This is a genomic window from Stappia sediminis (assembly GCF_009826895.1).
Classification (GTDB): Bacteria; Pseudomonadota; Alphaproteobacteria; order Rhizobiales; family Stappiaceae; genus Hongsoonwoonella; species Hongsoonwoonella sediminis.
This window is the reverse complement of the sequence record NZ_WUMV01000010.1, coordinates 96755-109908: the sequence shown is the minus strand read 5'-3', so window position 1 is coordinate 109908 and position 13154 is coordinate 96755. Positions and strand designations below refer to the sequence as shown.

Here is a 13154-nt window from a genome sequence, read left to right as displayed (position 1 = left end):
CTGTGGAGCTTTCTGGCATCAGATCGCAATATTCCAGGATCTTTTAGGTCATACGTTATGATGAAGCGCGATTTGAATCGAACAGATTTTGCTTTTCCTATATATTTTCGCAATATAAAATAGTCATCAATTGCAATAAATAGCATGAATAAAATAAATGCTAGAAAATTTATCATTGCAACGGCTCTAAGCATATTAATATACTATATATTCTGTGCGATACGGCAAAATATCGTAACCGCTATATGTTGAAGGTTCGAAATGATTCTTGAGATCCATCCATATAACGAGACGAACTGCGGAATTGAGTGACCAGGGCGAGAGTAGATTCGGGCGCGGAAAAATTCCCTTAATCGGGCCACGCGAAATGGCTCTTACGCTGTGGACGCGGGGGCTGTGAGTGGATCACGTCGCGCACATCGCATCGCTGGATGAGAGGAGTTGACAGAGCTTCGAATGTATTCGGAGTCAGGCGTCTATTCATGACGCCAAAAAATCGGAAGCCACCTTACGCATGTCAGGGTATGGATTGAGGCATTCGGGTTGGTGCACTTTCAACGAAGCGGTAACCCGCTGCACCGCGTTTTTGTCCAATTCGGGCGGAGGCCGGATGTTTGTTGCGTGCTGAGCGAATGGCCAGAGCGGGGCCGAAAGCGGACTGTCAGTCTGTGGACGCGAAACCAGCGGAGCGGACATTGTTGCTTGCATATATTCTGGTTATCTTGTCGTGCCTCCGCTTATAAACTCGAGCTAGGGCCAAAAGAAGACCGAATGCATCCGGAAGGCTAGGTGCAAGACTTATGTGAGACGCGCTGCACATTTATTTCATCGTACTAATCTACAATATTTTATAGTGGAGAAATAGGAATTGTTTGAAGCGACTCTAAGAGATCTTATCGCATCCCAGATAACTGCCATTGAAGCAGGGCTCGTTGTTCTGAACATCGAGAAGTACATCCCAAGCACGATCGGGACACGAAGCTTCATTGATATTCTAGCCAAGGACGCAAGAGGGCGCTGGGTCCTTATCGAGCTCAAAAGAAGCGATGCCGCAAGCCGCGAAGCCATCCACGAGATTTACAAGTACGTTGAAGCTGTAAAAGGCCATCTTGGCGCTCGCGATGACGAGATGAAAGCGATTATCGTTTCGACTGAGTGGAAAGAATTGCTGGTCCCCTTCTCCCGTTTCGTTCACGACACATCCATATCGATTTCGGGGGTAAAAATATCGGTAAGTGAACCGGATCGAGACATTAAGGCAGAGTTCATTCGACCGCTGGAACTGACCTCCGGCCGGGTTCTTTCTCCGTGGCATGAGATTAGCCTCTATACCAGCGAAGGGAGACTTGCGGAAGGCATCGCAAGTTACGATGCGAGCTGTAAGGCCAAAGGCATCAACGACTATGTAATGGTAGAGATGAAAGCTTCGGAAGGCTTTTATGAGCACTCAGTTCTATGTACAGCCGCCTCACTGCACGGAATTCGGGGCGGCGCCGGAGAGCTTACGGAAGAAGAAATCGCCGATGTGGCAAGCAAGATGGATCGACTCGATCATATGATCTATTTTGTCCCTCAGCTTCAGACGGCGGAAGAATACCTCGAAATGATCCGGGTAGACCCGGAGCAATACGAAGAGGCGAAGGAATTTTCCTGCCAAATGGAAGGCGATGAGCTTCTGTGTTCTCTTCAGGAATATGCTCTGGACGCCAACCCGAAGGTTGATCGCGATTATTTCGAGATCGGATATCCCGCAAAGTTTCGATGCAAGCTCCTTGTCGATGAAGCGTGGACAATCACAAAGGTCCATCGTCGTGGTGCATTTGCTCGCAACGCGGTCCTTACCGACGAAACTATTCTAGGTGAGATAGAAGGCGACGCAGGCACATCCGGCCAACGCCTGAAACGCACGATCAGACTGTCCGACAAGGCCGAATTTGCACAGTTGCAGAAAGATGTTGCTGAGGCTCTTCCCAACAATCCTGTCTGGGCCGGGATGGTCCGTGCTCAGTTGGAGGAGGCACGGACAGAATTCCCTAGAGGAACTGCGGAGACTTCGATATTTGCACCGTCAACCGGATTAATGACACTTTTTTTCGCGACGACACAGGAACAGGGGATCAGTTACGTCCCTAGTTACACGATTCTGATCCGTAGTGATGCGGATGTTTGTCGTGCCTACGTTGGGGAGCTGCTGGCTGCAGATGACGCCGCACAGCCACCTGAGGCATTTACGGACATTCTGATGAAGTACTACAGCGGAGACCTCGGCTCACTGATCATGAGTATGACGTGGGGAGGATATGAAGCACGCGACATTGACATGTTGGAAGACCTCGGCCTGATCTATGGCTCGTTCCGCTGCGACATCCAGGGTGAAGAGCGTGAATTCTTTAGAATGAAGAATAACCGGTGGCGCAGTGTCGGCCAGATTGATCCATACACTGAATTCGGCAGCTACCTCGAAAGGAACGAGAGACTGCTGCGGATCATCGTCAATAAGCTCTCCCCACGCATTGGCGGCGCAATATGTGATGGAAGTTCTGCGGATCGCCAGCTCGAAGACTCAATTGATCCGGTTACCGAGGCAAAGGGCAAGTATCATCTCGATGCGCCGGAGGATTGCGACATCTGCTCCATCCCGCTTGCCGGAGAGACTTTTTTTTCCGACGGACGCCTTCAGAGTAGTCCGGAATGGGCCAATATGTGTGCCGATTGCAGCGTCTACTACGGAGAAGGCATTGGATGGGGTATCGGCCAACTGTATCGGAAGGAAAGCAACGACAGGTGGCTAATGGTCGGCGGCTCGTCAGATGAAGGCGACGATAGCGACGACGAGGAATGACACCGTCTCGATAACGACCGAGCCGGTCCAGGTAGGCACTGGAACCCAATAAGTCGAATGCTGCATCGACCCGAACTGCAACTTTCCCCGCATTTTCGACGGTGGTCGTCGGCGCAACCGGTGGCAAGCTTTTGTGCATCTCGGAAGTTTGCATCCTGCGATAACAATTATCGCTCCCAGCCCATCAAATATCCATCGGACATGGCAACGAACCTCCGCTATGCAGAGCAGGTTACGATTCTCTTGAGTGACTGACATGGGTGCGCAAAGCTGCCATTGAACGAATAGCTGTTGAACGTCAGCAAAGGGCCAAAATCGGACAATGCTTTATAGCGATGCAGCTATCGGTTGACTCCGGGTGACCGGCGCTACGACCCTTCATCGTCCGCCAGCAGTTCCCGCACAGTCGCAACCGGCAGGAACATCCGAAGCGGGTTTGAGGGCAGGGGCTGGAAACCATAGCCCGCATAGAGCTTTGTCCGTCGTTCGACGAGTTCCGGATTGCCGTCGTCCAGCATATCTCGAGCATATCCCGCAAAATCCGGCTCGGATTTCGCGACAAGGATATGCTCAAGATATTGATTCTGGAGCGAATTCTTATCACGAAAGCGATCCCGCTTTCGTGGAAAGCGCTCGAGAATGACAACCGCGATCTCGATTTGCTCCGCCGCTTGGGCTACACGCAAGAGCGCATCGACCAGCAGATCGCCGCCGAAGCCTTGACCGGCATAGCGCCGGTCCACCCCGATCATGGACAGGAACGCCGCCGGGATGGAGCCATGCACTGGCCGGGTGCGGGCGTATTTCTTCGGCAGGTCCTGATAATCGACGGCGTGGGCATTGAGCGAATAGAAGCCTATCACCGTGCCATCCGGCGCGGCCATCACATAGACGCGGGCATTGTCCGCCTTCGCGAGCTTGTTGGCCGTTTTCCTGAAGAAATTATCGACCTGCTCGACACCGCAAGAAAAAGCCGCCCGATCATGCTTGTCCGGATCGAACGGCTCTATGATATTTTTTCGAAGGGCGTCTTCGCTCACTTCGACAGGACGCGCGACTTATGACGGGCGAATGCGGCCTTGAGCTTCTCTGTCGGCTGCGGCGGTGTGTCCAGCGCATCGAAGAAGGCGGCATGATCGACCGGCGCCAGCACGGTGCGTTCATGCGCGGCTATCGTTTCAAGCGCGGACTGATAGGCGGCATTCATCGTGAACACGCTATCGTCCACCCCGCTGAGGGCCGCCGCGCGCTTGATCGCCTGCTTGATGTGCGGTTTGGTGCGGAAGTTCATCCGCTCGCTCGCCCGCTCGTCAATGTCCTTTGTGGTGTCATGGAACGTGCGCATGGCCGTTTTCCTCAAGTCCTGTTCGTGTAGAATGTACGTCACGAAAGCGTACATTTCAATGGCCGGACGGGCGACAGGAAGCTGCGGCAAGGATATGCTTATTGATTCTGGCTCCGTAAGCCGACCGCTTGACGCCGGCTCCGTAAACCGACCGTTTGAACCTGGCTCCGTAAACCGACCGCTTGAATCCCGCTCCGTAAGCCGACCGCAAGGTATTGATTCTGGAGCGAGTTCCTGATCCAAGAAAGAGATCCGGTGGTCAAGACAATGGATCAGGGTCCAGGCCCTGAGAAAGAATTCTTCAGCATTTCCAACGGGCAGAGGGAAAAATGGAAAAACGCAAACTGGGCGCCAATGGGCCGGAGATAGGCGCAATCGGCTATGGAGCCATGTCCTTCTCCGACATGTACGGGCCGACGAACGAGACGGAAAGCCACGCGATCCTCGATGCCTGCCGCGAGCTGGGCGTCACGCACCTTGATACGTCAAATGTCTACGGCATGGGGAAATCGGAAAACGCCATCGGCACCTATCTGAAAGCCAACCGGGGCGCGCGGGACGAGTTCATCATCGCGACGAAGGCCTCGATCACCCGCGATGCGGACGGCAACCGCAGCTTTGACAATTCGGCGGAACACCTTGAGACCGAGCTCGACAAGTCGTTGCAGCGGCTCGGCCTGGAGTGTGTGGACCTGTTTTACGCCCATCGCCGCGATCCGCGCTTCACCCCAGAGGAAACGGCGGCCAATCTTGGCCGGCTCGTCGAAAAGGGCAAGGCCCGCGCGATCGGCCTTTCGGAAGTCGCGCCCTCGACCCTGCGGCGCGCCATGAAGGCCTTCCCTGTCGCCGCCGTTCAATCGGAATATTCCCTCGCCACACGGTTTCCCGATCTTGGACTGGTGCAGGCCTGTGCCGAGCTTGGTGTCGCCATGGTGGCCTTCTCTCCCGTGGGCCGCTCTCTGCTGACGGACAACCCGATCCCGCGAGAGCGGATCCCCGATCTGCCGTTCCTCGCCGCCAACCCGCGCTTCACGGAGCCGAACCTGACTGAAAACCTGCGCATTGTGGAAGCTTTTCGCAAACTCGCGGCGGAGATGGGCACAACGGCGGCGGGACTGGCGAATGCCTGGCTCTTGACCCGTGGACCGCATGTGATCCCGATCCCGGGGACGCGGTCGGTGGATCATCTGCGCGAGTGCATCTCGGGCGCGAGCCTGACCCTCACCGCGGAGGACCTGGAGCGTATCGAGGCTGTGCTGCCTGTCGGCTGGGCCCACGGCGACCGGTACTCGGAGGCGCAATGGATCGGGCCTGAGCGGTATTGCTGACGGATACCCGGCCACGTCGGTTGACCGGGCTGAGGAGGGGAGGGCGATCCATCACCATAGCTTGTCCGAAAAACACTGGACATTGAGGGCCGGGAGTGGTTCCTGACACGCCACGTTACGCGCGACAAAAAATCCAAGAAAGACGACAAGGTCATGGCCGCTCCCAACATCCTGATCATCGACGCCCGCTTTTACGAGGACATAGCCGACGCGCTGCTGGAAGGCGCTACCGATGTGCTGGAAGGTGCCGGCGCGCGCTACACGCGCATTTCCGTGCCCGGCGTGCTGGAAATTCCGGCCGCCCTTGCCATGGCGCTTGCGGCGATGGAAAACGGCACCGCCGACTATGACGGCTTCGTGCTGCTTGGCTGCGTCATTCGCGGCGAAACCTCGCACTATGATATCGTGGCGAATGAATCCGCCCGCGCGGTCATGGAGCTGGTGATCGACGCGGCCCTTCCCCTTGGCAACGCCATCCTGACGGTGGAAAACCGGGAACAGGCGATGGTGCGGGCCGACAAGACGCAGAAGAACAAGGGCGGAAGTGCCGCGCAGGCCGCGCTCGACATGATCAAGGTCCGGGACGAACTGGGCGTTTGAACGAAAAGATGACCGATAAAGCTTCCAAACCGCGCCCGGGCGAACCGAAACCCGCCAACAAGCGGGGTGCAGCGCGGCTTGCCGCCGTGCAGGCGCTTTACCAGATGGACGTGGGCGGGGTGCGCCTGTCCGACGTGCTGGGCGAGTTCGAGGCATACCGCCTGGGCCAGGAAATCGACGGCGAGCAGTATCGCGATGCCGATCCGGCATGGTTCCGCGATCTCGTTTCCGGCGTCGTCGCCGACCAGCGCGTGCTCGACCCGGAAATCCACAAAGCTTTGGCAGAAGACTGGCCGCTGAAGCGCATCGACACCACGCTGCGCGCGATCCTGCGCGCCGGCGGCTTCGAGCTTTTGCGCCGCAAGGACGTGCCGGCCAAGGTGGTGATCAACGAATATATCGACATCGCCAAGGCGTTTTACGAAGGCGACGAGCCGCGCATGGTCAACGGCGTGCTCGACAAGCTGGCGCACCGGCTGCGCTCCGGCGAATTCGGCGATACGGGCGAGGAAGCCTGATGGGCGATAACCGGCCCGGCGAATTCGAACTCATCGCCAAATATCTCGCACCGCTCGCCACCGACCCCGGCAGCCTTGCGCTGACCGACGATGCCGCCGTGATCCCCTCCTGGCCCGGGCAGGACCTGGTGCTGACAAAGGACATGCTGGCGGCGGGCATCCACTTCTTTCCCGACGATCCGCCGGCGGCGATCGCGGCGAAGGCGATCCGGGTCAACCTCTCCGACCTTGCGGCCAAGGGCGCCGAGCCGAAGGGCTATCTGCTGGGCCTCGGCCTGCCGGGAGACTGGACGGAAAGTTTTCTCGCCGAGTTCTGTCAGGGGTTGAAGGCGGAGCAGGACACCTTCGGCATCTCGCTTTATGGCGGCGACACCATCCGCTCGCCCGACGGGTTCTTCGTCTCCATCACGGCGATAGGCACGCTGCCTGAAGGAACGGGCGTGCGCCGCAGCGGCGCGAAGCCGGGCGATGCCATCTTTCTGACTGGCACAATCGGCGATGCCGCACTTGGCCTGAAGCTCAGGCTCAAGCCGGAGCTGGCGGGGACGCTGCAGCTTTCGGATGCGGACCGCAGCCACCTGGAAAACCGCTACCTGCTGCCGCGCCCGCGCGTGAAGGCGGCGGCAGCTGTCAGAAACCACGCCAATGCGGCGGTGGATCTTTCCGACGGGCTTGCGGCAGACCTTGGCCACATCTGCGAGGCCTCAGGCGTGTCGGCGCGGGTGGACATCGAGAAGCTGCCGATCTCGAAGGCGATATTCTCCGTGATCACGAAGGATGCCGCCGAGCTCGGCACATGCATCGCGGGTGGCGACGACTACGAGATCCTGGCCTGCGTGCCGGCGGAGCGGGCGGAGCAGTTCGCCGCCGAGCTGAAGGCCGCCGGCGTACCGGCACGCCAGATCGGCGAGATCGCGGAAGGCGAAGCAAAGGTCGATTTCCTGCAGGGCGGGCGGGCGATCGATTTCGCGGCGATTTCGGGCTTCAAGCATTTTTGAGCGGGCGAGACGGCTGTCGCTTTCCCGGCGGTAACCGGATTTCATGCGCTTGCGACTGGCAAGGCGGGCGAAAGCCCTTTAAACAAACGACTTTCAAGGGTCGGGTGCCTAAGGTGCCCGGCCTGAAATTCGTTTGGGGTGACAATGACCGCGATTCCTTCCTCGGCAGCTTTCATCGACGACAGATTGGCGAAACGAAACGCCATGCTGCTGGCGGTCGCGCAGGCGCTGGGAGGGGCGGCGGCCTCGATCGTATTCGCCACCGGGTCCCTGATCGGGGCGAGTTTGCTTGGCTCCGACAAATCGCTGGCAACGCTGCCGATATCCTGTTTCGTGCTGGGAACGGCCTTCGGCACGCTGCCGGCGGGCGTGATCATGCATCGCTTCGGCCGGCGCGCGGGCTTCATGGGGGCATCGCTTTTCGGGGCGTCCGCTTCCATGGCCGCGGCCTATGCGGTGTTCACGGCCGACTTCCCGCTTTTCTGCCTTGCCGTTTTTTGCAGCGGCTTCGTCGGCGCATTCGTGCAGCAGTTCCGTTTCGCGGCGGCAGACACGGCGAGCGAGGGCTTCAAGCCCAAGGCGATCTCCTGGGTTCTGGCGGGCGGCGTACTGGCCGGCGTCGTGGGGCCGCAGACGGTCATCTGGACCAAGGACCTCTTCTCGCCGATCCTTTTCGCCGGAACCTATCTGGCGCAGGGCGGGCTTGCGCTGATCTCCTTCACGATCCTTTCGTTCCTGCGCATACCGAAACCGGTGCGCGGAGTGGCGAAGGCGGGGGGGCGTCCGCTCGGCGAAATCGTCGCGCAGCGGCGCTTCATCGTGGCGGCGGCCTGCGCGATCACGTCCTATGCGCTCATGAACCTCGTCATGACGGCCACGCCCCTGGCCATGATCGGCTGCGGGTTGAGCGAGACGGATGCGGCCCTTGCCATCCAGTGGCACGTGCTTGCCATGTTCGGACCGAGCTTCTTCACCGGCAACCTGATTTCGCGAATCGGCAAGGAGCGCATCGTCGCATTGGGCCTTCTGCTGCTCGCCGGATGCTCCGCCGTTGCGCTTTCGGGCCTCGATGTCGGACATTTCTGGGCCGCGCTCGTCCTGCTTGGCCTCGGCTGGAATTTCGCCTTTATCGGCGCGACCTCGATGCTGACCGACACCTACCGGCACGAGGAGCGCACGCGCGTGCAGGCCGTGAACGACTTCCTCGTCTTCGGCTTTGTCGCAGCAGCGTCTTTTTCGTCCGGAAAACTGCTCCACACCTTCGGCTGGGGTACGGTGAACGTGCTCGTCTTCCCCTTCACCGCGCTTTGCGTGGTGCTGCTGGTCTGGCTTGTCGCAGGGGAAAGAAAAGTTGTTGCTTCCTAGCACTGTTTCCTAACGTTAGTTCCTTCCACTCGAAAGTCCAGCTTGACGGATGACGCAGGCCGGATACCGTTTCCGCACCGGCGACAAAGACAAAAAGAATTCGCCGTTCGGAATCATCCTTGTAGGGGGGAGCTTATGACAGAGCTCGTATTAGTCGTACTATGTGGTTTATTGTCCGTCGCCTACGGCATATGGGCCATCCGGTCCGTCATGGCGTCGGACGCTGGCAATGAACGGATGCAGGAAATCGCCGGCGCCATCCAGGAAGGCGCGCAGGCGTACCTGACCCGCCAGTATTCGACGATCGCCATCGTCGGCGTCGTCATCTTCGTAATCGGCATAATTCTCCTGGGGCTCCCCGTTGCAATCGGCTTCGCCATCGGCGCAGTGCTTTCGGCCGCCGCAGGCTTCATCGGGATGCTCGTTTCGGTGCGTGCCAACGTGCGCACCGCCCAGGCCGCGAGCCAGTCGCTCGCCGCGGGCCTTGAAATCGCCTTCAAATCCGGCGCGGTGACCGGAATGCTTGTTGCCGGTCTCGCTCTTCTGGGCGTCGCCGTCTACTTCATGATCCTGACCGAGTTCGCGGGCTATGCACCGACCGACCGTGTCGTGATCGACGCGCTGGTGGCGCTCGGCTTCGGCGCGTCCCTGATCTCCATCTTCGCGCGTCTGGGCGGCGGCATCTTCACCAAGGGTGCGGATGTCGGCGGCGACCTCGTCGGCAAGGTGGAAGCCGGCATTCCCGAGGACGACCCGCGCAACCCGGCGACCATCGCCGACAACGTGGGCGACAACGTCGGCGATTGCGCCGGCATGGCAGCCGACCTGTTCGAGACCTACGCGGTGACCGTGGTGGCCACCATGGTGCTCGCCTCGATCTTCTTCACCGGAGCGGCGGCGGTCGAACTCATGCTGCTTCCGCTCGTCATCGGCGGGGCGTGCGTGGTGACGTCGATCATCGGCACGTTCTTCGTGAAGCTCGGCGCGAACAACTCGATCATGGGTGCGCTCTACAAGGGTTTCGTAGCGACCGCCGTGCTCTCCGCGATCGCGCTGTTCGTCATCATCTCGATGTGGCTCGGGCTCGGCACGGAGTATTCCAGCGAAACCGCAGGCGCGAGCTTCACCGGCATGGGGCTTTTCATCTGCGGCCTCGTCGGCCTGATCGTGACGGGCCTCATCATCTGGGTGACGGAATATTACACCGGTACGGACTACCGCCCCGTGCGCTCCATCGCCCAGGCCTCGGTAACCGGCCACGGCACGAACGTGATTCAGGGCCTTGCCGTTTCCCTGGAAGCGACCGCGCTGCCGGCGATCATCATCATCGCCGGTATCCTGGTCGCCTTCAACGTGGCGGGGCTCTTCGGCATCGCGATCGCGGTGACGACGATGCTGGCGCTCGCCGGCGTGGTGGTCGCGCTCGACGCTTTCGGGCCGGTGACGGACAACGCCGGCGGCATTGCCGAAATGGCGGGCCTGCCCGATGAGGTGCGCTCCACGACCGACGCGCTCGACGCGGTGGGCAACACCACGAAGGCGGTGACCAAGGGCTATGCCATCGGCTCCGCCGGCCTCGGCGCGCTGGTGCTTTTCGCCGCCTACACGTCGGACCTCAAGTTCTTCGCCCAACAGCAGGCGGGAACCGGCGGGTTCTTCGACGGCGTCCAGGTCGACTTCACGTTGTCCAATCCCTACGTCGTCGTCGGCCTGCTGTTCGGCGGCCTTCTGCCCTACCTCTTCGGCGGATTGTCGATGACGGCGGTGGGGCGCGCGGGCAGCGCGGTGGTGCAGGAAGTGCGCCGCCAGTTCCGCGAAAAGCCGGGCATCATGGAAGGCACCGAAAAGCCGGACTACGGCCGGGCCGTCGACATGCTGACGAAGGCCGCGATCCGCGAGATGATCGTGCCCTCGCTGCTGCCGGTGCTCTCGCCCATCGTGGTCTATTTCGTCGTCGCCGCGATTGCGGGCAAGGACAACGGCTTTGCCGCGCTCGGCGCGATGCTTCTGGGCGTGATCGTCACAGGCCTCTTCGTCGCCATCTCCATGACGGCGGGCGGCGGCGCCTGGGACAACGCCAAGAAATCCTTCGAGGACGGTTTCGTCGACCAGGACGGAACGCGCCACGAGAAGGGGTCGGAAGCGCACAAGGCCTCGGTGACGGGCGATACCGTCGGCGATCCATACAAGGATACAGCCGGCCCGGCGGTGAACCCGATGATCAAGATCACCAACATCGTGGCACTTCTGCTGCTCGCGGTACTGGCGCACTGATCAAGCGGCAAGCCGAAAAACGATACCCCTCGCGAGGAATTCGCGAGGGGTTTTTCTTTTTTCCGGGACGCCGCGCCTAGAGCGCGTCTTGTTTAATCGGAATCACCGAACGCGCTCTATCTATTTGATATTGCGCATGTCCTTGTCCCAAAACCGGTTCCCACTTTTGGGGGACATGCTCTAAAGCCCGAGCGACGGGTTCTGCGCGCCGCGCAGGATCTGCGTCAGGAAGCCGTAGTCGGCGCCGCCCGTGCGCGTCTTGCGGGTCAGGATATCGACGACCTTGCCGTCCTCAAGGCTGTAGAAGCCGACGTCGCGCACGAAGCCTTCCTCGTCGAAGTAAACGGCGACCACGCGCTGCTCCACCACTTCGGGCGGCAGGAAGGCGGTCGTCTCCGTCACCTGGGAGATGTAGTAATAGGCATCGCCTTCAAGGCGCGAGGTGGTCGACGGGGAACCGAGCACCAGTTCCACCTGCTCTCGGCTGGAGCCGATCTGCACGTCCTGCACCGTATCCGGCGAGATGACATGACCGTGAGTCAGTGTCGTGGTAAAACAACCGCCGAGAGGAAGAGCGAGCGCGCTTGCCAGAACCGCGCCGCGTAGCCATGACTTCATCTGTGATCACCTTGTGCCGTCTGCCTTCGCCGTTCTTGGCAAACTCCCTAACCTGCGATAGGCCACTTGGCAACTGTGGTCGGAGTGAGGCATGAAATGGTGTTCGGATTTTTCCGCAAGCGCGAGAATCCATCGGTCTATGCTGTCTACAACAAGATCGTGGAGCAGGCGCGCCGCCCGCATTTCTACGAAGGCTTGCGCGTGCCGGATACGATCGACGGGCGATACGACCTGATCGTGCTGCATGCGATCCTCGTCTTTTACCGCTTCGGCAAGGAAAAGGACGAACAAGCTTCCGCCTTCTCGCAGGAGGTGTTCGACCTCTTCTTCCAGGACATGGACCGGAACCTGCGCGAACTCGGCGTCGGCGACGTCAGCGTGCCGAAGAAGATCAAGAAGATGGCGGAGATGTTCTACGGCAGGGCCGGGGTCTACACCGAAGCGATCGAAACGGGCGATCACGAGGCGTTGACGCGCGCGGTCGACCGCAACCTCTTTCCCGACGAAGGAGACCCGGTGGCGGCGAGCGCGATTGCCGCCTATATGGAGGCGACGACGCAAAGCCTGAAGGCCGAGCCTCTGCAAAGCCTTCTTTCAGGCAATATCGCCTGGATCGACGAGACCGCATTCACCGCATAAAGAAAAAGACCATGCCGGAATTCACCACCCCCGTCTCGCGGGTGCGGGACGTCACCCGCATCGGCGACAAGCCTGAAGCCGCGAGCATTCACCCAAGCGATGAGGAGCGCGCGGCGATGATCGCCGCATACGGCCTTGTCGATCTGCCCGCCTTCGACGTTGAAATGGAACTGAGGCCCTGGCGCAAGACCGGGGTCGCCGTGAAGGGGCGGCTTCGCGCGAGCGCCGTGCAGCAATGCGTCATCACGCTCGAACCGGTGGAGCAGGACATCGACGAGACGTTCCAGGTGCGTTTCCTGCCCGAAGAGGAAGCGATGCGCGCCGTTCCGCGCGTTGAGGATGCCGAGATCGACGTCGACTTCGAAAGCGACGATCCGCCCGAGCCGATCGTCAACGGGACGATCGACCTGGGGGCGGTGGCCTGCGAGCAGTTCGCGCTGATGCTCGATCCATTCCCCAGGGCCAAGGGGGCGGGATCTCCCGACGGGATCGTGGCAAGGGCAGGAAACGACGACGGGCAAGACGAGCGCCCGCCGTCGCCCTTCGCGGCCCTCAAGGCACTGAAGGAAAAGGCGAACAAGCAGGATTAAGAACGCGAACGAGCAAAATCCGGTTGTCACCGCTTGC

Annotated in this window: 12 protein-coding genes; 9 read left to right on the top strand and 3 right to left on the bottom strand. The window is 60.0% G+C overall.

The features are described 5' to 3' along the window. Positions 1-868: 868 nt before the first annotated feature. On the top strand, positions 869-2842 hold the full coding sequence (locus tag GR183_RS20655) for an endonuclease NucS domain-containing protein (protein ID WP_160777579.1): 1974 nt from the start codon (positions 869-871) through the stop codon (positions 2840-2842). Positions 2843-3210: 368 nt separating this feature from the next. Here GR183_RS20655 and GR183_RS21825 read toward each other — a convergent pair whose 3' ends face one another. Both GR183_RS21825 and GR183_RS20645 read right to left on the bottom strand, forming a co-directional pair. Then, entirely contained in the window at positions 3211-3882 is a 672-nt protein-coding gene (locus tag GR183_RS21825) for a GNAT family N-acetyltransferase (RefSeq protein WP_208999943.1), read from the bottom strand. Further along, a complete protein-coding gene (locus GR183_RS20645; protein ID WP_160777578.1) occupies positions 3879-4187 on the bottom strand; it encodes a type II toxin-antitoxin system TacA family antitoxin in 309 nt (102 codons plus the stop codon). The genes GR183_RS21825 and GR183_RS20645 overlap by 4 nt, the downstream gene beginning before the upstream one ends. 329 nt (positions 4188-4516) lie before the next feature. On the opposite strand from GR183_RS20645, the gene GR183_RS20640 reads away from it, so the two are divergent. The 6 genes from GR183_RS20640 (at position 4517) to GR183_RS20615 (ending at position 11270) form a co-directional block, all read left to right on the top strand. Next, entirely contained in the window at positions 4517-5515 is a 999-nt protein-coding gene (locus GR183_RS20640) for an aldo/keto reductase (protein WP_160777577.1), read from the top strand. 153 nt (positions 5516-5668) lie between these two features. After that, entirely contained in the window at positions 5669-6115 is a 447-nt protein-coding gene (gene ribH / locus GR183_RS20635) for a 6,7-dimethyl-8-ribityllumazine synthase (RefSeq protein WP_160777576.1), read from the top strand. 8 nt (positions 6116-6123) lie between these two features. Further along, positions 6124-6633 carry a transcription antitermination factor NusB gene (gene nusB / locus GR183_RS20630; protein ID WP_160777575.1) on the top strand — a complete coding sequence of 170 codons (510 nt, stop codon included), beginning with the start codon at positions 6124-6126 and terminating at the stop codon, positions 6631-6633. Further along, positions 6633-7631 carry a thiamine-phosphate kinase gene (gene thiL / locus GR183_RS20625; RefSeq protein ID WP_160777574.1) on the top strand — a complete coding sequence of 333 codons (999 nt, stop codon included), beginning with the start codon at positions 6633-6635 and terminating at the stop codon, positions 7629-7631. Before nusB ends, thiL begins: the two co-directional genes overlap by 1 nt. Positions 7632-7775: 144 nt before the next feature. Next, positions 7776-8996: an MFS transporter gene (locus GR183_RS20620; RefSeq protein ID WP_160777573.1), complete on the top strand. Its 1221-nt coding sequence runs from the start codon at positions 7776-7778 to the stop codon at positions 8994-8996. A gap of 135 nt (positions 8997-9131) precedes the next feature. After that, positions 9132-11270 carry a sodium-translocating pyrophosphatase gene (locus tag GR183_RS20615; RefSeq protein ID WP_160777572.1) on the top strand — a complete coding sequence of 713 codons (2139 nt, stop codon included), beginning with the start codon at positions 9132-9134 and terminating at the stop codon, positions 11268-11270. A gap of 180 nt (positions 11271-11450) precedes the next feature. On the opposite strand, the gene GR183_RS20610 is transcribed toward GR183_RS20615, so the two are convergent. After that, a complete protein-coding gene (locus GR183_RS20610) occupies positions 11451-11888 on the bottom strand; it encodes an outer membrane protein assembly factor BamE (protein ID WP_160777571.1) in 438 nt (145 codons plus the stop codon). Positions 11889-11984: 96 nt separating this feature from the next. On the opposite strand from GR183_RS20610, the gene GR183_RS20605 reads away from it, so the two are divergent. Both GR183_RS20605 and GR183_RS20600 read left to right on the top strand, forming a co-directional pair. Continuing rightward, a complete protein-coding gene (locus GR183_RS20605) occupies positions 11985-12527 on the top strand; it encodes a ubiquinol-cytochrome C chaperone family protein (RefSeq protein ID WP_160777570.1) in 543 nt (180 codons plus the stop codon). 11 nt (positions 12528-12538) lie between these two features. After that, the gene (locus tag GR183_RS20600; RefSeq protein ID WP_160777569.1) at positions 12539-13117 is read left to right on the top strand and encodes a DUF177 domain-containing protein; all 579 of its coding nucleotides are present in this window, start codon (positions 12539-12541) and stop codon (positions 13115-13117) included. Positions 13118-13154 lie beyond the last annotated feature (37 nt).

What these genes read in the sequence shown, in the direction of transcription:
- nusB (WP_160777575.1), top strand. Translation starts at nt 6,124, where the DNA reads ATGACCGATAAAGCTTCCAAACCGCGCCCGGGCGAACCGAAACCCGCC.
- GR183_RS20600 (WP_160777569.1), top strand. Translation starts at nt 12,539, where the DNA reads ATGCCGGAATTCACCACCCCCGTCTCGCGGGTGCGGGACGTCACCCGC.
- thiL (WP_160777574.1), top strand. Translation starts at nt 6,633, where the DNA reads ATGGGCGATAACCGGCCCGGCGAATTCGAACTCATCGCCAAATATCTC.
- GR183_RS20605 (WP_160777570.1), top strand. Translation starts at nt 11,985, where the DNA reads ATGGTGTTCGGATTTTTCCGCAAGCGCGAGAATCCATCGGTCTATGCT.
- GR183_RS20615 (WP_160777572.1), top strand. Translation starts at nt 9,132, where the DNA reads ATGACAGAGCTCGTATTAGTCGTACTATGTGGTTTATTGTCCGTCGCC.
- ribH (WP_160777576.1), top strand. Translation starts at nt 5,669, where the DNA reads ATGGCCGCTCCCAACATCCTGATCATCGACGCCCGCTTTTACGAGGAC.
- GR183_RS20640 (WP_160777577.1), top strand. Translation starts at nt 4,517, where the DNA reads ATGGAAAAACGCAAACTGGGCGCCAATGGGCCGGAGATAGGCGCAATC.
- GR183_RS20645 (WP_160777578.1), bottom strand. Translation starts at nt 4,187, where the DNA reads ATGCGCACGTTCCATGACACCACAAAGGACATTGACGAGCGGGCGAGC.
- GR183_RS20610 (WP_160777571.1), bottom strand. Translation starts at nt 11,888, where the DNA reads ATGAAGTCATGGCTACGCGGCGCGGTTCTGGCAAGCGCGCTCGCTCTT.
- GR183_RS20620 (WP_160777573.1), top strand. Translation starts at nt 7,776, where the DNA reads ATGACCGCGATTCCTTCCTCGGCAGCTTTCATCGACGACAGATTGGCG.